This is a genomic window from Mycobacterium sp. 852013-51886_SCH5428379 (assembly GCF_001665575.1).
In the GTDB taxonomy this organism is placed as follows: Bacteria; Actinomycetota; Actinomycetes; order Mycobacteriales; family Mycobacteriaceae; genus Mycobacterium.
The window spans coordinates 353893-369723 of sequence record NZ_LZSU01000019.1 but is presented as its reverse complement, the minus strand read 5'-3'; the positions used below and the strand labels follow the sequence as shown (position 1 = coordinate 369723).

Below are 15831 nucleotides of genomic sequence, written 5' to 3'. Positions count from 1 at the left end.
GGAGGAGCACTGTGTTGACGCGCGACGACACCATCGGCGCCATCGACGCCGGCGCCGATGTCGACGACCTCGCCGCCGAAGCGGAGGCAGAGGCGGAGGCGGCCGAGGCGATCGCCGCAGCCGCGCAGGCACGCGCCAGGGCGGCCCGGTTGCGGCAGGAGGCCGAGCCGCCGGCGCTGAAGACGAAGAGTCGACGGTGGTTCCGGCGTCCGCGGTGGGCCACCGTGGTAGTGACGCTGGCCCTGCTGGGCACCCTGGGTTTCGTGGCGGCGAGCGGATACGTGGTGTGGCAGCACCGGGATGCGGTCCGCCATCAGCAGCAGTCCGCCGAGTATGCCGCTGCGGCCCGGCAGATCGTGTACACGCTCATGTCGATCGACGCCGCGAAGGCCGAAGAGACCGTCGCTCAGATCCTGGACAACTCGACCGGTCAGTTCCGCGACGAGTTCGAGGGCGCCGCGCAGGACTTCGTCAGGCTGGCCGAGGACGGCAAGGTCGTCACCGACGTCGAGGTCAAGGCTGCCGCCGTGGAGTCGATGACCGCCGATTCCGCCGATGTGCTCGTCACCGCGTCGTCCACGGTGACCAACGCTGCCGGCGCCGACGAACAGCCCCGGTCCTGGCGGTTGAGCGTCACGGTGGTCCGCGACGGTGACCGGTTGAAGATGTCGAAGATGGAGTTCGTGGCGTGACCGACACCCGAGTGCGACGCGTCCTGGCGCGGTGGCGGCTGATCGTGCCGTGCGTGGCGCTGGTCGCTTCGGCCGCCGTCTTCGCCGTCCTGTACGTCACGCAATACCGCGTCGACACCGAGACCGACGACGCCGCCTCGGCCGCGGCGGTACGGGCGGCATCGGAGGGTGCCGTCGCCATGCTGTCGTACAAACCCGACACCCTTGAAGCCGACCTCGCCGCCGCGAAGTCACATTTGGCCGGCGAATTCCTGAATTACTACAGCGATTTCAGCGACGAGATCCTGCTGCCGGCCGCGCGGGACCGGGCCGTGACGACGACGGCGTCGGTGGCGCGGGCCGCCGATGCCGAGATCCGGCCCGATGCGGCCAAGGTGCTGGTGTTCGTCAATCAGACCACCACCAGCCGGGAACGTCCGGAACCCGCCGTGACCGCCAGCAGCGTCATGGTGAGCATGGCCAAGGTCGACGGGAAATGGCTGATCTCGGCGTTCGACCCGATCTAGCCTCGCGCCGGGCGGATGAAGATGCCCTGCGCTTCGACGGTGGTCTGGCCGCCGCTGACGATGCGCCCCCGGGAGTAGGCCTTCCGGCCCTTCTCGTGTTCGACCCACGCTTCGGCGCGCAGCGCTCCGAGCGGCGTCGGACGCAGGAAGCGGGTCTGGAGGGTGTCGGTGACCGCGGGTCGCCCGGGGCGGTGGGCGGTGGCGCCGAGCAGATGGTCCAGCACCAGTGCGCAGATCCCCCCGTGGACGTGTCCCGCGGGCCCCTCATACGCGGCGCCCAACATGAAATCGGCACTGACCAAACCGGATTCGTGATGTTCGATCACCAACGGCGGAGCGATCGCGTTTCGTTGGCCGACGACCACGTTGCCCCACAGCAGCGGAGCGCCCTCCGCAGACCGGCGTACGCCGAACGATCCTGTCATCAGCTTCTCGGTCAGCACCTCCACGGCCGCCGCGACGTGGCCCTCGGCCACCGCGATCCGGTCGGCGCCGACCTCGGTGCGGATCAGCGCGTCGATCAGCTCCCGCACCGATTCGGTCAACTGGGCGCCGTCGGTCATCGAGCCTGTCCGGCCATGTCCAGCGCGGCGAGATGGCTGAACAGCAGCGAGGCACCGATCGGGTTGCCGCCACCGGGGTAGGTGGTGCCGGACACCGCCGCCATGGTGTTGCCCGCGGCGTAGAGACCGGGTATCGGGTCGCCGGAGGTATGCAGCACGCGGGCGCGGGTGTCGGTGCGCAGACCGCCCTTCGTACCGAGGTCGGACAGGCCGAAGACGGCCGCGTGGTAGGGCGGTCGGTCGATCGGGACGAGGGGGAGCTCGCCGCCGGAGAAGGCGCGGTCGTAGGGTTCATCTCCTCGTCCGAAGTCGAGGTCGCGGCCGCCGGCGACCATGGCGTTGTAGCGCGCGACGGTGGCGGTGAGCGCATCCGCGGGCACGCCGATGAGCCCGGCCAGGGCTTCGAGGCTGTCTGCGCTGTGCCACAACCCGGCATCGCGGTACTGCGCCGGATCGGCCATCGCGACGTTGGTGGCCTTGACGGGCGGGGTGGCGCCCTCGCGGTCGTCGTAGATCATCCAGAAGGGCAGCGTCATCGCGCCGTCGTCGAGCTGCGCCACGATGGCCCGGCCGAGCCGGTCGTACGGCGCCGATTCGTTGACGAAGCGACGCCCGTGCTGGTCGACGAAGATACCGCCGGTGAACCAGAGGGCGAACGCCGAGCGCAGGTCCGGGTGGGTGAGCCCCGGCGACCACCACGCCTGATCCATCAGATCGGTGTCGGCGCCCAACTGGATCGCCGCCTGATGGGCTGCCCCGGTGTTCCCCGGGCATCCCATGGTGTCCTGGGCCCGGCCGGGCACCTCCCAGGACTGTCGCATGCGATCGTTCTGCTCGAAGCCTCCGGCAGCCAGCAGAACGCCCCGGCGGGCGCGGATGTGCACCGGTTCTCCGTCGCGGTCGGCGACGACTCCGGTGACGGCGCCGTCTTCGGTGAGCAGTTCCACCAGCGGTGTCCGAAGATGCAGTGAAGCAGCGGGAAAGCGGTTGAGCCCGAGCAGGAAGCGGCCGATGAGCGCGCGACCGCCGGTGAGCAGTGACGGCGCCGGGTGGCCGAGACGCTCGGTGTCCAGTGGGCCGCGGATGGATTCGGCCAGGGGCCCGAGCTCCGCTGCCTGCAGTGGTACCGGGACGATGTGGCGCCGTCCGTCGGCGCGGGCATCGGTCGCCGCACCGTAGTAGTCCGGCCACGGCAGTTCGGCGAACGCGAAGTGCTCGTCTTCTTCCAGATATTCGATGAACCGCGCGCCGCCGAGGACATAGGTTCGCTGCAACTCCATCGGGGTGCGGTCACCGACCACCTCGTGGAAGTATCTCAGCGCTTTCTCGGGGCTGTCGTCGACGCCGGCGCGTCGCGCGACGGGGTTGCAGGGGAACCACATCCCGCCGCCGCCGGAGTAGGCGGTGGTGCCGCCGAACCGGTCGGTCGCCTCGATCAGGGCGACTGAAAGCCCCTCGCGCGCCGCGGTGTACGCGCCCGCGACACCGCCCCCGGACCCCACGACGATGACGTCGACTTCGTTGATGCTGACCACCATCCTGGTTCGAGTTGGGTGACTTCACTGTCGATGCTGCGGTGACCTCCGGCAAGGGACAGTCCCGATCAGCGGATCGAGGACGTCACCGCCGTCAAGTGATTGTTAGCCTTTACGGATGCAAGACGGCGCCGACAGGCCGAATGTGACCCCAACCGGTTACGCGTTGCTCGGCGTGCTGTCCTATCACGAGGAACTCTCCGGCTACGACCTCAAGAAGTGGACGGAGTGGAGTCTGCGCTTCTTCTACGGCAGCCCGGCGTACAGCCAGATCTACACCGAATTGAAGAAGCTCGAGGGAATGGGCCTGGTCACCTCACGGGTCGAGACCGACGGAGGCGCCCGCAGCAAACGGCTGTACAAGATCACCGAGGCCGGTTCCAAGACGACCAGAGACTGGGCCGACGACGGTCCGGTCGACCCACCTCAGCTGAAACACAATCCGCTGCTGCGGATTACGTTCGGCCATCTGACGAATCCGCGTCGCCTCAAGGAGATCATCCAGGAGCACGTCGCCTATGCGGACCGGATGCAGCGCGAAGCGGCCACCGAGGCCAGGTGGGCCGAAGCGGAGCCGGCGTGGGCGTACGGCCGGGTGGCCCTGCTGTGGGCCGAACGCTACTACGCCGCCGAGCGTGAACTGGCGCTGAAGCTGATCAAGGATCTCGACGAAGCCGAAGAGGCGTTCAAGGCGACCGCCGCCCGCGAAGACACGAAGCCGCTTCGGGACTACTGGTACGAGATCGAACGGCGGGTCAAGGCCGAAGAGGCCGAATAGCCCGCCCGGTGAGCGGAACACCCACCGGCGCCCGGGTACGGACGCGGGTAGGAACAGACCCATGCTCACCGCCTCGGGCGACATACCCGATCCCTTCGCCCCAGCCACCCTGGGGCCGGTTCGGTTGCGCAATCGCATCATCAAGGCGGCGACGTCGGAGGGACGGTCCCCGGACGGGTTGGTCACCGACGATCTGATCGCATTCCACAAGAGTTTCGCCGACGGTGGCGTCGGGATGACGACGGTGGCGTACTGCACCGTGTCCGAGGACGGCGCCAGCGCCCCGGGCCAGATCCTGATGAGCCGCCGGGCGATTCCCGGCCTCGGTAAGTTGGCCGACACCGTCCACGCAGCCGGCGCGGCGGTGTCGGCGCAACTCGGGCACGGGGGAGTGGTTGCCACCCGCAAGGTCAACAAGGTGACCCCGAAGGGGCCCAGCAGATTCGTCAACCCGCAGTCCTTCGACTACTGCCGCGCGATCACCCGCGACGAGATCCGCGTCGTCGTCGATCAATTCGGCGATGCGGCACAGGTCGCGGTCGAGGCCGGGTTCGATGCGGTCGAGTTGCACCTCGGTCATCTGTATCTGCCGAGCTCGTTCCTCAGCCCGCTGATGAACCGGCGGAAGGACGAGTACGGCGGCAGCATCGAAAATCGCGCCCGGTTCTGCCGTGAGATCGCCGCCCGCGTGCGGGATGCCGTCGGCGACCGCATCGCGGTGACGGCGAAGATCAGCATGGAGGACGGCATGCGCGGTGGTATCGCGCTGGCCGAATCCCTTCGCGTCGTGCAGTTGCTCGACGCCGACCACAACCTCGACGCGATCGAATTGACCCAGGGCTCATCGGTGTTCAAGCCGATGTATCTCTTCCGGGGCGACACTCCCGTCGACGAGTTCGCCGCGGTGATGCCGCCACCGATGAACCTCGGCGTCCGGATGGTGGGCAAGTGGGCGCTGGGCTCCTTTCCCTACACCGATCTGTACATGCTCGAGGCCGCCCGGCAGTTCGTCCCGGTCGTCGCTCATACGCCGCTGATCCTGCTCGGAGGCATCACCGACCGCGCGCACATGGTCACCGCGATGCAGGAAGGGTTCGAATTCGTGGCGATGGGACGCGCCCTGCTGCGCGAACCCGACCTGGTTAACCGGGTGGCCGCCGCCCCGGAGACCCGCAGCCGCTGCAATCACAACAACAAGTGCATGGTCACGGTGTTCGGACGTACGCACTGCGTCCTCGACCCGGTGCAGCGCTACGGAGTCGTCTCGTGAGGGCGGGGCTGCTCGCCGTCGCCGTCGCCGCGATGGTCACCGGGGGGCCGGCACCGGCCACCGCGCACGCCGAGACGCAACACGGCAACTTCGAGATGCGCATCCAGGGCAGGTACGACTTCCACACCTGGATCTGGGCCGTCTCCGGTTGCCCCGGTGACTGTCTGCACATCCAAGCCATTCCACAGCCGATCGCGAAGGCCTTCGCGTACCGCGGCGATGCGGATCTGGTGGACGGGCGGTATGTGCTCACCGTCGACGTCCCGGACGGATTGCGTTGCGGAAACGTCTATTACGGACCGATCATCCCCACCCGGGATGTCTACTCGTGGGATCCGGCGACCCGGTCGGGAACGCTGTCGTCGTCCTTCGCCGCCGGTTGTGACGGCGCGCCCGGCGGGACGTTCACCTATCCGTTCACACTGGTGCGGATGTAGAAGACCGCATTCACATGTGGGTGCCGCCGTCGACGCGCACCTCGGTGCCGGTGACGAAGAACGCGTCCGGTGATCCGAGCATCGCCACCACCGAAGCGACGGCGGACGCGTCTGCGAACATCGCGCCGCCGTCGACGGCCAGCATCGGCTGCAGTCTGGGGAACAGACCGTAGTCGGCGTCATCGGGCAGGCCCGGCCCCACGCTCTGTCTGGACTGTCCGGTGCCGTCGGTCATCCCGGATGAGATCGAACCCGGTTGAACGCTGTTGAAGCGGATGCCGTCCTTGGCGAACTCCAGCGCAAGCGTGTGAGTCATCGACAATATGCCTCCCTTGGAGGCGGCATATGCCGACATGTACGGATGGCCGAAATGCGCGGATGTCGAGCTGAAGTTCACCACCGCGGGGCCGTTCCCGGCGCGCAACGCCGGTATCGCCTCCCGCGTGACCAGAAACGTACCCACGAGGTTGACGCGCAGCACTCGCTCGAAGTCGGCCAGTGTGGTGTTTTCCAGTCGCGCCGAGCGCAGAATCCCCGCGACATTGACCAGGGTGTCCAGCCCGCCGAGGACGCGGACCGCCTCGGCCATTCCAGCCTTGACCGACTCCTCGTCACCGACATCCATGATGAGTGTGGACAACCGGTCACCGGTGGACCGCGCTTTGTTCGCGGTGTCCTGCAGTCCGGCTTCGCTGATGTCGGCGGCGACCACCCGGCCACCCTCGTCGAGAATGCGCAGCACGCAAGCTTGTCCGATTCCCGAACCGCCGCCGGTGATCAGCACGCGGCGATCGGTGTAGCGCGAAAGACTCATGAGGCTCCTGATTCAGTCGGCGGACGCCGCGACCAGCATCGCAGGCAGGTCAACAGCGCGTGGCCGAGTTGGGTACTTCCCCCCGCGCGGCGTCCTGTGCGGCGATGTAGCCGTACACCAACCCCTGCGCGATCGTGGCCCCGGCGCCCGGATACGTCGCGCCGAACGCGTTGGCGGCCGTGTTGCCGATTGCGTACAACCCCGGGATCGCCGTTCCGTCCTCACGCAGCACCCGGGCCCGCTCGTCGGCGCGCAGACCACCGCACGTGCCGAGATCGCTGAGCACCATCTTCACGGCGTAGTACGGTCCGCGGTCGAGCGCACGCAGGTTCGGGTTCGGGGTGACGGTCAGATCGCCGTAGTAGCGGTCGTAGGCGCTGCGGCCGCGTCCGAAGTCCGAATCCTGCCCGGCGCGGGACATCTCGTTGAACCGCTCCACCGTCGCGACGAAATCGGCCTGGGGGACGCCGATGGCCCGGCCGAGCGTGGCGAGGTCGTCGGCGCGATGCGCGATGCCGGCCTCGTACCAGGACTTCGGGACGGCCATCCGCGGGAAGAGTTCCGCGGCGAACACGTAGCTGTTCCGGTACTGCTGGTCGAACACGATCCACATCGACTCGACCGGATCGCCCGCGCGTTCGCGTTCGAGCATCCGCTGCCCGAACGACATGTAGTCGCATGCCTCGTTGACGAACCGCTTGCCGGTCTGGTCCACGATGAGGCATCCGGGCAGCGAGCGTTCGGCCAGCATCACCTTCGGATCGGCGCCGGGTAGCGCTGCCACCGCTGGAAACCACCAGGACTGGTCCATGAGATCGATTGCGGCACCGGCGTCCTGGGCGAGGCGAATCGCATCCCCGGTGTTCGAGTCGGCGCCGAGGCTGACATGCTCGGCGAGCTTCTCGGACTGGAACTTCCACCGCATATCCATCCCGTGGTCGAAACCACCGGCGGCGAGGACGACTCCGCGGCGCGCGGTGACGGTGACCTGGCGACCGCCGTGGTCGACGACCGCACCCGACGCCCGGCCGTCCTCCCCGAAGGTCAAGCGCTGCAATGCGGTGTCGGTCCACACCGGGATGCCGGCACGCAGGACGCCGGCGAACAGTCCGGCCGCCAGCGCCTGACCGCCCGCGGCGTAGCGGCGGCCGAGGAGCAGCCCGCCAACGCCCTGACCGAGCCTCTTCAACACCGTGGGCAGACCCTTGCGGGGCACCCGCGACATCAGGTTCAGCCAGCGATAGTCGGCGCCGGTCGTCGGCATGGGGATCTTCACCTCCATGACGCCGGGGCGCAGCCGGGACCGGTACTCGCCGAGCACCGCGGTGTCCAGCGGCCGGCACTCGCAGGTGCGCCCGGCGGCCGAACCGCCCGGCTGCTCCGGGTGGTAGTCGGAGTAGTCCTCGGCCCAGAAGAACCGCATGGGTGTGGTGCGACGCAGCAGATCGATCGTGGCATCGACGTGGTGCAGGAACGTGGTCGACCGCATCGCCGGGGCCGTCCCGCGCACGACGGCCTCGAGGTAGGTCTGCGCGCGCTGCGGGGTGTCGCCGCCACCGTCACCCGAGATCACCTTGCTGGCCGGCAGCCACAGGGCGCCGCCGGAACGTGCGGTGGATCCGCCCACGTACTGCGACTTCTCGATGATCAGCACGGACAGGCCGCGGGCGTGTGCCGCCAGAGCCGCCGCCATGCCGGTCCCGGAGCCGACCACGAGCAGGTCGACGGTGCTGTCCTGGACGGGAAGGCCTGCCGGAATGGTGCTGTGCGGTGATGCGGTCACGGGGTGACGCTAGAGCGCCTGCCCGGTGGTCCGCATGGACGTTCCTGATGAGCGGAACAATGCCCTGCGGTCCCGTGCCCCGGGGTTGTAGAACTGCGGTATGACGACGCAGCAGGAGCTCGATCAGGTCCGCCAGATCGAAGCCGAGGCGGCCCCCGCACGGTTCGCGCGCGGGTGGCACTGCCTCGGTTTGATCCGCGACTTCAACGACGGCCAACCGCATCCGATCAACGCGTTCGGTCAGAAGCTGGTCGTGTTCCGCAGCGAGGACGGCAAGATCAACGTCCTCGACGCCTACTGCCGCCACATGGGTGGAGATCTGAGCCAGGGCACGGTCAAGGGCAACGAGATCGCCTGCCCGTTCCACGATTGGCGCTGGGGCGGCGACGGTAGGTGCAAGCAGGTGCCCTACAGCAAGCGGGCGCCCCGGCTGGCGCGCACCGCGACGTGGACCACGCTGGAACAGGACGGCATGCTGTTCGTCTGGAACGACCCGGAGCGCAAGCCACCGCCGGAGGATGTGACGATCCCGCGGATCGAGGGCGCCACCAGCGACGAGTGGACCGACTGGCACTGGTACACCACCGTGGTCAACACCAACTGCCGCGAGGTCGTCGACAACGTCGTCGACATGGCGCACTTCTTCTACATTCACGGATCGTTGCCGACGCACTTCAAGAACATCTTCGAAGGCCATGTGGCCACGCAGTACATGAACAGCGCGGGCCGCCCCGACATGCAGCCCCCGGAGGGGCCGAAGATGCTCGGCACGACGTCGGTCGCGTCGTATCACGGCCCGTCGTTCATGATCGACGACCTGACCTATCACTACGAGCAGGCCGACCACCACACGGTGCTGATCAACTGCCACTACCCGGTCGACGCGGACTCCTTCGTCCTGCAGTACGGAATCATCGTCAAGAAATCCGAGGCGCTCCCGGAGGACCTGGCGATGCAGACCGCCGTCTCCCTCGGCGATTTCGTCAAGATGGGGTTCGAGCAGGACGTCGACATCTGGAAGAACAAGGCTCGCATCGACAATCCGCTGCTGTGCGAGGAGGACGGACCGGTCTACCAGCTGCGCCGTTGGTACGAACAGTTCTACGTCGACGTCGACGACGTCACCCCGGACATGGTCGACCGGTTCGAGTACGAGATCGACACCACCCGTCCGCGGGAGGAGTGGATGAAGGTCGTCGAGAGCAACCTGGCGGCGAGGGTCTCGGCCCAGAGCGCGGGATGAGTATCCGTCCGGACAACCGGCTCGACGACTCACCGATGGTGCCGGTGACGTGTCGGTCCTGCGGCGCGGACATACTGGCCCGCAAGAGCAGCTGGGAACAGACCAGCGTGCAGTGGAACGCGGAGGCGATCCTACGGTGTCCACAACGCCGCGGCGCCGAAGAGCTTGCCGCACATGGCAAACCGCCGGTGTTCCTGTCCTGCTCCGAGTTGACCGAATCAATCGTCGACGCGGTGCGCACGGGTCACCTCGCGATCGTGGACGAAACGGTGGACGCCGCGCCGTAGTCTCGGCCCCGTGACCGAACACATCGAAGAACCCGTGGCGGTGGTGACCGGTGCGAGCCGCGGTGCCGGTCGCGGGATCGCGCGGGCGTTGATCGCGTCGGGCTGGCGGGTGTACATGACCGGCCGCACGGTCGACGGGGAGGGCGCGGGGTCTGTCGCCGTCCCGCTCGACCACCGAGACGACGCCGCGGTGGCGGCACTGTTCGAACGGGTCGAGCGGGAGACCGGCCGGCTCGATCTGCTGGTGAACAACGCGGCCGCGGTGCACGACGCGCTGACCGGGTCGAAACCGTTCTGGGAGAAGCCGATCGAACTCGGTGACATCCTCGACGTCGGACTACGCTCGGCCTACACGACCTCGTGGCATGCCGCCCCGCTGCTGCTGCGCGGGCCCGGGGGGCTGATCGCATTCACGTCGTCGCCGGGGTCGGTCTGTTACATGCACGGACCGGCCTACGGTGCGCAGAAGGCGGGGATCGACAAGATGGCGGCCGATATGGCGGTCGACCTCCGGGATACGCCCGTGCACACGGTGTCGATCTGGATGGGCATCCTGCTGACCGAGAAGATGCGCGAGGCGTTCGCCGGCAATCCCGACGGACTGGAGAAGATGGCGCAGCACGCGGAGACACCGGAGTTCACCGGCCAGGTGCTCGACGCCCTCTACCGGGACCCGGCGCGCGCGGAGTTGAGTGGCCACACCCTGATCGGCGCGGAACTGGGCGAGCGGTACGGGATCACCGACGAGGGCGGCCGGCGCCCGGTATCGCACCGCGACATGCTCGGGTCGCCGCGGACGCCGAGCGATGTGGTGGTGCGCTGAGCCGAACGTGAGTTCGTGTGTCAAGGACCGATGGCCACGCCTGTGGATGGAAGCGGCCCTGTGGATGGCCTCGACTCTGTCCGGCCGTTGGTGTCGGTGGCTCTGCCTACCGTCGGGTTCATGGTCGATACGGAGATCGACGGCGCGGCTGACGAAGCGAGTCTGATCGAGCGGATAGCTGTGTTGGAGCGGGCCAAATCCGCCGCGGCCGCCGCCCAGGCGCGGGCCACGGCGCTGCTCGATGAGAAGCGGCGGGCGGCGGAGGCGGCAGCGGGGGTACCCGCGGCCAAACGGGGCAAGGGGCTCGCCTCTGAGGTGGCGTTGGCGCGGCATGACTGCGCAAACAAGGGTGGTCGTCATCTGGGGTTTGCGCGGGCGTTGGTCCACGAAATGCCACACACACTGGCCGCTTTGGAATGCGGGGCGCTGTCGGAGTGGCGGGCCACGCTCATCGTCCGGGAATCGGCGTGCCTGTCGGTGGCGGACCGCCGTGCGCTCGACGAGGAGCTGTGCGCCGACGTGTCCGCTCTGGACGGCGTGGGCGACAAACGCATCGAATCCGAGGCGAAGAAGATCGCTTACCGACTCGACCCGCAGGCCGTCGTCGACCGGGCCGCCAAGGCCCCGTCGGAACGCACCGTGACGTGCCGGCCGGCGCCGGACTCGATGGTGTATGTGACCGCGCTGCTTCCGGTGGCGCAGGGCGTCGGCGTGTACGCCGCGTTGCGGCGGTCGGCCGACACCACTTTCGACGATCGGTCGCGCAACCAGATCATGGCGGACACGCTCTACGAACGGGTGACGGGCTGCCCGGCAGACGTGGCCGCCCCGGTGGCGGTCAATCTCGTGATGACCGACGAAACGCTGTTCGGCGGGGATTCCGAGCCGGCGCTCATCAGCGGCTACGGGCCGGTGCCGGCAGCGGTAGGGCGACGGCTGGCCGGGGAGGCGACGGCCGACAAGCGCTCGAAGGCAACGCTGCGGCGACTGTACCGCCGACCGCGTTCCGGGGCGTTGGTGGCGATGGAGTCGCGCTCGCGGTGTTTCCCGAAGTCGTTGGGCGCCTTCATGGACCTGCGAGACCAGAGGTGCCGCACTCCGTATTGCGATGCGCCGATCCGCCATCGCGATCATGCCCGGCCGCACCGCGAGGGCGGGCCGACGAGCGCGATCAACGGCCTCGGGGAGTGCGAGGCGTGCAACTACGCCAAGGAGGCGCCCGGCTGGCAGGTGAGCACCGGTGTCGACGACACCGGTTCCCACACCGCCGAATTCACCACACCGACCGGCGCGGTGTATCGGTCGACCGCACCGCCATTACCCGGTCGGGTGCCCCCCTCCACGGAGGGGGAACAGCGAGCCGCCTGAGCTGCTCAGGCGAGCTGGAATGCCGACAGCGGCGCTTCCTCGGGGTAGATCGCCGGACCGCCGAGGTCGTACGCCGCGTTGAGGGCGCCGATGAACTGCGGATCGTGCAGCGGGTTGTCCGGCATGGCCAGCTTGAGGCCCTTGTCGTTGACGTCCTTGACCAGGGTGTCGATCGCCCGTTCGATGGTCAAATCGTCGGAATGGTCCATGTTCTTCTTCAACTCGTCGTAGTCGGAGAACACTTCGGCCGACCAGTGCACGAGAAAGCGCAGATCGTCGGTGTGGTGGCGTGCGATCACGTCCTCACCGTTCTTGAGGAGCCAGTGGTCGCGGTCGGCCGGGTCACCGGAGAACACGGTGTCGAACCCGAGACCGGCCGGCATCTGCTGCTCGAGTGGGCCGTTGGCCTCGCCGCGGTGCACCAGCATCTCGTTCTGCACCACCACGCCGCGGTTGTACACCGGCGGCAGCACACGCTGGGGCTCCTTCAGCGGGCCCTGGGGCCAGTAGGTGAAGCCACTGCCCTCGTCGAGGGAGAACCAGGTGATCACCTGGGCCATTTTGATCAGGTAGTCCTGGAACAGCCCGGACTTGCCCATCACACTGGTCAGCCAGGTCGGCGCGTTCTCATGTCGCACGCCCCGGAAGCTGGGGGAGTCGAGGTGGCCCGGATCGCGGTTGGCGCAGGGCCCGTTGATGTTGAACAGCATCAGCTCGGGCTTCGCGTACTCCGCGTTCCAGTAACTCTTGGCGTAGTTCAGGAACTTCTCGTTGTAGAAGCAGTCGTGCAGCTCGGGGTAGAGCACCGCACCGTAGTTCGCGAGGTATCCGCGGAACGTCGGGGTGAGGAACAGGTCGAGCGACGGTTCGAAACCCTCGGGGAACGCACCGCTCATCGTGGCGATCAGTTCCTCGGCCGACGCGAAGTGCTGGGCGATGATCAGCTTCCACGGCCCCTGCGTGCGAACGACGTCCAGCAGTCGTTCGCGCTGGTCGTCGGTGTAGATGTTGTCGATCTCCTGGGGCGGGGATACGGGGCGGAGCACATCGGACAGCTCCATGCGCCGATCTTCAGTCAGCATCGGGTCTCCTCTTGTTCCATCGGTCGCTGGGCAGCGGCGTCTCTGGGACAATCTTCGATCGCCGACGGCCCGCGGTGACCCGACGTGTCCGGTGATCGGGAGATCAGCGTCAGAACGTGAGGGGATGAGCGAATTTCGCACGCAGCGACGCTCCGATCTCCGCGATCGCCAGCCGCCCCCGTGCGGTGGCGTCCGATCGCATCAGGAAGCCGTGATAGACGCCCGGATAGCGCGTCAGCGTGGTCTGCACGCCCGCATCACGCAGCCGCAACGCATAGCGTTCGCCCCAGTCGCGGATCGGGTCGCAGGCCGCGGTGACGACGATCGCGGGCGAAAGGCCGGTCAAATCGGTTGCCAGCGCGGGGAATCGGTAGGGATCCGGGGGTGCGGTCACACCGCGGTCGGCGAGTTCGTGCATGTAGTCGATGTCCGCTCGGCTGAGCATCGGTGCGTCGGGCATGGTCTGGATCGACTCGCACCTCATGTCCCGGTCGAGCCCGGGATACATCAGCACCTGACAGCACAGGGACGGTCCACCCCGGTCCCGCGCGGCGAGTGCGACGGCGGCGGCGAGCGAACCACCCGCGCTGTCACCGGCGACCGCGAGGCGGCCGGTGTCCACCTTCAGTGCTGCTGCGTGGTCGGCGACCCAGGCGGTCGCGGCGTAGGCGTCGTCGAATTGGGCGGGCGCAGGCGATTCGGGCGCCAGGCGGTAGTCGACCGAGACCACGGTGGCTCCGCCGGCCGCCGCCAGCGTCCGGGCCAGGGGCTCGAAGGAGTGGTTGGACCCGAGAACCATGCCGCCGCCGTGGAAGTAGACCAACACGGGCGCCGGATCCTGATCGCTCGGTCGGTAGATCCGCAGCGGGATCGGGCCGGCCGGGCCGGGTGCGAGCACATCCTCGATGCCCACCATCTCGGGCATCCCGTCGGGCAGGGGCGCCGACTCGAGCATCCGGCGGACCTCGTCGAGGCCGCGCACGCGCATGGGGGCGACCGCCCCGAACGCGGCGGCGCGTGCGGCGGCGTCGGGGTCGAGCGGATAGTCGGTCATGCCGTGTGCACCGTGGCGGCGGCGTGTGCTCCCGCCCGGCGGCCGCTGAAGACGCAGTCGGCGATGGACAATCCGCTGACGTAGCTGTTCGAGCAGATGCCGACGGCGTTGCGGCCTGCGGCGTACAGACCCGGGACCGGTCCGCCGTCGCGATGGGTGACGGCGCCGGTCTGCTCGTCGACGACCAGGCCGCCGAGGGTCAGTCCGGGAATCGGGTAGAACATCGACGAATCGGCCGAGATGTCGATCGAGTAGAACGGCGGGACTGCCAGGGGCGGGCTGAGTTCGGGCTCCTTGTGCGCGGGATCGCCTGCACCGCTCGCGATACCGGCGTTGTACGCGTCGACGGTGCGACGCAGACCCGCCGGATCGATACCGTTCTTCGCCGCGAGCGCCTCGATCGAGTCGGCTTTCTTGTGCCCGACGGTGAACAGGTACACCAGCTGAAGCCGTTGGAACAGCTGCGTCTGGGACCGGATCTGATCCTTCACCTTCCGCCACGTCGGGGCGTCGTAGACGGCCCAGCCGCTGCCCCCGTGTTCTCGCATCATCACGTTGCCGTGGGTGGCGCCGTAGAGGTCCTCGTTCGTAATGCGACGACCGTCCCTGCCGACGGTGACACCTTCGAGGAACGCGCTCGGCGGTGCGAGGAATCGCCATGCGGTGACGTTGCCCATCTTGTGGGTCGTCCCGCCGGCTGCCACGCCCAGCGCGATGCCCTTGCCGTCATCACCGGCGGTGCCCAGCGGAGAGATCCCCAAGAACTGCGGTGCGTACTGCGCCATCCACTGCCGGTTGAAGATGAATCCACCCGCGGCGAGGATCACCGTGCTGCCGTGCACCTCGCGGTTGACCGCGGCATCCGCCCACAGCCGTTCCGTCCGGGCGACCGCTCCTGCGACCATGCCCGGTTGCCAGTTGCCGATCTTCGCGGTCAGCGTGGTCAACAGCCGGTGGCGACGCCCGTGGGGATGCGCCGCGTCCATCGCGCGATAGCGCACGCCGGTGACCCGGCCGTCGCCGTCGGTGATCAGTTCGTCGACGCGCGCGAGCGGGACGAATTCGACGCCCTTGGCCTTGGCCGAGCGGGCCAGATGCTCGAAAAACACTTTGCCAGAGCTCATCCCAGGTGCTAGCACGCGGTGACCTCGGGGCACCGGCCGCGCGTGCCGCACGTAGGGGTGGGCTTTCTCATTGCCGGAGTAGTACAGGTAGTACTCGTCGGTCGGGTACGACGTCTTGTACGACGACACCTTCCCGCCACGGAACTCGACGCCCTGGGCCTTGAGCCACTCGATCATGGCCGGGCTCTGCTCGCAGAACCGTTGCAGTGTCTCGGCGCTGACGGCGTCACCCACCTCCTGCTCGAGATAGGCGCGCATGTCCTCGACCGTGTCGTCGTAGCCGCCCGCCCGTTGCTCGTCGGTGCCGGCACCGGCGTAGACGATCCCGCCGGACAATGCCGTCGCTCCGCCGCCGTAGCCGCGATCGAGCACCAGCACCCGCGCACCCCGATCCGCGGCTTCGATCGCCGCGGATGCGCCTGCGGCGCCGAAACCGACCACGATGACGTCGTATCCGCGCGGTGTTGGCATG

The 15831-nt window shown here is 68.1% G+C and carries 16 protein-coding genes; 9 read left to right on the top strand and 7 right to left on the bottom strand.

What is annotated here, in order from left to right; translation table 11 throughout:
* Positions 1-14 precede the first annotated feature (14 nt).
* Positions 15-692 carry a hypothetical protein gene (locus tag A5757_RS09140; RefSeq protein ID WP_231983923.1) on the top strand — a complete coding sequence of 226 codons (678 nt, stop codon included), beginning with the start codon at positions 15-17 and terminating at the stop codon, positions 690-692.
* Complete coding sequence (locus tag A5757_RS09135; RefSeq protein ID WP_231983922.1) at positions 689-1198, top strand: twin-arginine translocation pathway signal; 510 nt, start codon at positions 689-691, stop codon at positions 1196-1198. Before A5757_RS09140 ends, A5757_RS09135 begins: the two co-directional genes overlap by 4 nt.
* Here A5757_RS09135 and A5757_RS09130 read toward each other — a convergent pair.
* Together A5757_RS09130 and A5757_RS09125 are read right to left on the bottom strand one after the other, a co-directional pair.
* Positions 1195-1761, bottom strand: coding sequence for a PaaI family thioesterase (locus A5757_RS09130; RefSeq protein WP_066831675.1), 567 nt, complete (start codon positions 1759-1761; stop codon positions 1195-1197). The two genes, A5757_RS09135 and A5757_RS09130, sit on opposite strands and share 4 nt — an antisense overlap.
* Complete coding sequence (locus tag A5757_RS09125) at positions 1758-3299, bottom strand: FAD-binding protein (RefSeq protein WP_066831673.1); 1542 nt, start codon at positions 3297-3299, stop codon at positions 1758-1760. The genes A5757_RS09130 and A5757_RS09125 overlap by 4 nt, the downstream gene beginning before the upstream one ends.
* Before the next feature lie 115 nt (positions 3300-3414).
* On the opposite strand from A5757_RS09125, the gene A5757_RS09120 reads away from it, so the two are divergent.
* The 3 genes from A5757_RS09120 to A5757_RS09110 all read left to right on the top strand — a co-directional run bounded on the left by A5757_RS09120 (position 3415) and on the right by A5757_RS09110 (position 5781).
* Positions 3415-4074 (top strand): PadR family transcriptional regulator, encoded by a 660-nt coding sequence (locus A5757_RS09120; protein ID WP_066831671.1) that lies wholly within the window; start codon positions 3415-3417, stop codon positions 4072-4074.
* 61 nt (positions 4075-4135) lie between these two features.
* The gene (locus tag A5757_RS09115; protein WP_066831665.1) at positions 4136-5344 is read left to right on the top strand and encodes an NADH:flavin oxidoreductase; all 1209 of its coding nucleotides are present in this window, start codon (positions 4136-4138) and stop codon (positions 5342-5344) included.
* Between the two features lie 32 nt (positions 5345-5376).
* Positions 5377-5781, top strand: coding sequence for a hypothetical protein (locus tag A5757_RS09110; protein WP_066832317.1), 405 nt, complete (start codon positions 5377-5379; stop codon positions 5779-5781).
* 10 nt (positions 5782-5791) lie between these two features.
* Here the strand turns inward: A5757_RS09110 and A5757_RS09105 are convergent, their stop codons facing one another.
* Both A5757_RS09105 and A5757_RS09100 read right to left on the bottom strand, forming a co-directional pair.
* Positions 5792-6595 (bottom strand): SDR family NAD(P)-dependent oxidoreductase, encoded by an 804-nt coding sequence (locus A5757_RS09105; protein ID WP_066831660.1) that lies wholly within the window; start codon positions 6593-6595, stop codon positions 5792-5794.
* A gap of 49 nt (positions 6596-6644) precedes the next feature.
* Positions 6645-8378 (bottom strand): 3-ketosteroid-delta-1-dehydrogenase, encoded by a 1734-nt coding sequence (locus tag A5757_RS09100; RefSeq protein WP_066831659.1) that lies wholly within the window; start codon positions 8376-8378, stop codon positions 6645-6647.
* A gap of 100 nt (positions 8379-8478) precedes the next feature.
* On the opposite strand from A5757_RS09100, the gene A5757_RS09095 reads away from it, so the two are divergent.
* The 4 genes from A5757_RS09095 (at position 8479) to A5757_RS09080 (ending at position 12099) form a co-directional block, all read left to right on the top strand.
* Positions 8479-9621 carry a Rieske 2Fe-2S domain-containing protein gene (locus A5757_RS09095; RefSeq protein WP_066831658.1) on the top strand — a complete coding sequence of 381 codons (1143 nt, stop codon included), beginning with the start codon at positions 8479-8481 and terminating at the stop codon, positions 9619-9621.
* Positions 9618-9908 (top strand): ferredoxin, encoded by a 291-nt coding sequence (locus A5757_RS09090; protein WP_066831656.1) that lies wholly within the window; start codon positions 9618-9620, stop codon positions 9906-9908. The genes A5757_RS09095 and A5757_RS09090 overlap by 4 nt, the downstream gene beginning before the upstream one ends.
* 10 nt (positions 9909-9918) lie before the next feature.
* A complete protein-coding gene (locus A5757_RS09085) occupies positions 9919-10731 on the top strand; it encodes an SDR family NAD(P)-dependent oxidoreductase (protein WP_066831654.1) in 813 nt (270 codons plus the stop codon).
* Between the two features lie 120 nt (positions 10732-10851).
* Positions 10852-12099, top strand: a complete 1248-nt coding sequence (locus A5757_RS09080; protein WP_066832314.1) for an HNH endonuclease — start codon at positions 10852-10854, stop codon at positions 12097-12099.
* Between the two features lie 5 nt (positions 12100-12104).
* Here A5757_RS09080 and A5757_RS09075 read toward each other — a convergent pair whose 3' ends face one another.
* The 3 genes from A5757_RS09075 to A5757_RS09065 all read right to left on the bottom strand — a co-directional run bounded on the left by A5757_RS09075 (position 12105) and on the right by A5757_RS09065 (position 15830).
* A complete protein-coding gene (locus tag A5757_RS09075; protein ID WP_066831652.1) occupies positions 12105-13181 on the bottom strand; it encodes a hypothetical protein in 1077 nt (358 codons plus the stop codon).
* A gap of 109 nt (positions 13182-13290) precedes the next feature.
* Positions 13291-14235, bottom strand: a complete 945-nt coding sequence (locus tag A5757_RS09070) for an alpha/beta hydrolase (protein ID WP_066831650.1) — start codon at positions 14233-14235, stop codon at positions 13291-13293.
* On the bottom strand, positions 14232-15830 hold the full coding sequence (locus A5757_RS09065) for an FAD-binding protein (protein WP_066831647.1): 1599 nt from the start codon (positions 15828-15830) through the stop codon (positions 14232-14234). The genes A5757_RS09070 and A5757_RS09065 overlap by 4 nt, the downstream gene beginning before the upstream one ends.
* Between the last annotated feature and the right edge of the window lies 1 nt (position 15831).

Coding starts and splice junctions, on each gene's coding strand:
- A5757_RS09130 (WP_066831675.1), bottom strand. CDS start 1,761: ATGACCGACGGCGCCCAGTTGACCGAATCGGTGCGGGAGCTGATCGAC.
- A5757_RS09125 (WP_066831673.1), bottom strand. CDS start 3,299: ATGGTGGTCAGCATCAACGAAGTCGACGTCATCGTCGTGGGGTCCGGG.
- A5757_RS09120 (WP_066831671.1), top strand. CDS start 3,415: ATGCAAGACGGCGCCGACAGGCCGAATGTGACCCCAACCGGTTACGCG.
- A5757_RS09115 (WP_066831665.1), top strand. CDS start 4,136: ATGCTCACCGCCTCGGGCGACATACCCGATCCCTTCGCCCCAGCCACC.
- A5757_RS09110 (WP_066832317.1), top strand. CDS start 5,377: ATGGTCACCGGGGGGCCGGCACCGGCCACCGCGCACGCCGAGACGCAA.
- A5757_RS09105 (WP_066831660.1), bottom strand. CDS start 6,595: ATGAGTCTTTCGCGCTACACCGATCGCCGCGTGCTGATCACCGGCGGC.
- A5757_RS09095 (WP_066831658.1), top strand. CDS start 8,479: ATGACGACGCAGCAGGAGCTCGATCAGGTCCGCCAGATCGAAGCCGAG.
- A5757_RS09090 (WP_066831656.1), top strand. CDS start 9,618: ATGAGTATCCGTCCGGACAACCGGCTCGACGACTCACCGATGGTGCCG.
- A5757_RS09080 (WP_066832314.1), top strand. CDS start 10,852: ATGGTCGATACGGAGATCGACGGCGCGGCTGACGAAGCGAGTCTGATC.
- A5757_RS09075 (WP_066831652.1), bottom strand. CDS start 13,181: ATGCTGACTGAAGATCGGCGCATGGAGCTGTCCGATGTGCTCCGCCCC.
- A5757_RS09070 (WP_066831650.1), bottom strand. CDS start 14,235: ATGACCGACTATCCGCTCGACCCCGACGCCGCCGCACGCGCCGCCGCG.
- A5757_RS09065 (WP_066831647.1), bottom strand. CDS start 15,830: ATGCCAACACCGCGCGGATACGACGTCATCGTGGTCGGTTTCGGCGCC.